The sequence below is a fragment of the Pseudoalteromonas sp. MMG005 genome (assembly GCF_018101015.1).
Lineage (GTDB): Bacteria > Pseudomonadota > Gammaproteobacteria > Enterobacterales > Alteromonadaceae > Pseudoalteromonas > Pseudoalteromonas aurantia.
Genome location: NZ_JAGJEK010000080.1, coordinates 1 through 534 on the forward strand (window position 1 = coordinate 1; position 534 = coordinate 534).

At 47.6% G+C, this 534-nt stretch carries 1 protein-coding gene; it reads left to right on the forward strand.

Going from position 1 to position 534, the window contains the following annotated elements:
- Positions 1-534: AMP-binding protein (locus J8M01_RS23780; RefSeq protein ID WP_211059603.1), on the forward strand; the 534-nt coding region annotated here is incomplete at both ends.

The following is a 534-nucleotide window of genomic DNA, read 5'->3' on the forward strand; positions in this document are numbered from 1 at the left end:
TATGGTTTGCATCATGAAGGTGAATCAGTCGCCCTACCTGGGGTGCAGATGAGCGCGTATGAGAGCGATGCGGTACAGGCAAAGTTTGACCTAGATGTTGAGCTGACCTTGAACGATGCGGGTGTTGGTATTAACTGGACATATGATATTGGCTTATTCAGTGAAGCAGCGATAGCGCGGTTAAACGCACACTTGTGTCGTTTATTAACGAGTTTGAGTGAAGTCACAGAAGAGACAGCGGCGTTGCCTAGTTTGGCGATGTTGTCGGAGTCAGAGACAGCGCATTTAGTGACAGGGCTTAATAATACAGAGATTGCATACGATAAAGCGGCATGCATTCATACCTTATTTGAACAACAAGTACAGCAGCAGCCGGATAAGGTTGCGGTGGTATTTGCAGATAAAACACTGACGTATAAGCAGTTGAATGAGCAGTCGAACCAATTGGCGCATTACCTGCGAGAGCATCATGCTATTGGGCCAGACAGTTTAGTGGGCTTGTGTGTGGAACGCTCGTTGGAGATGGTGGTCGGT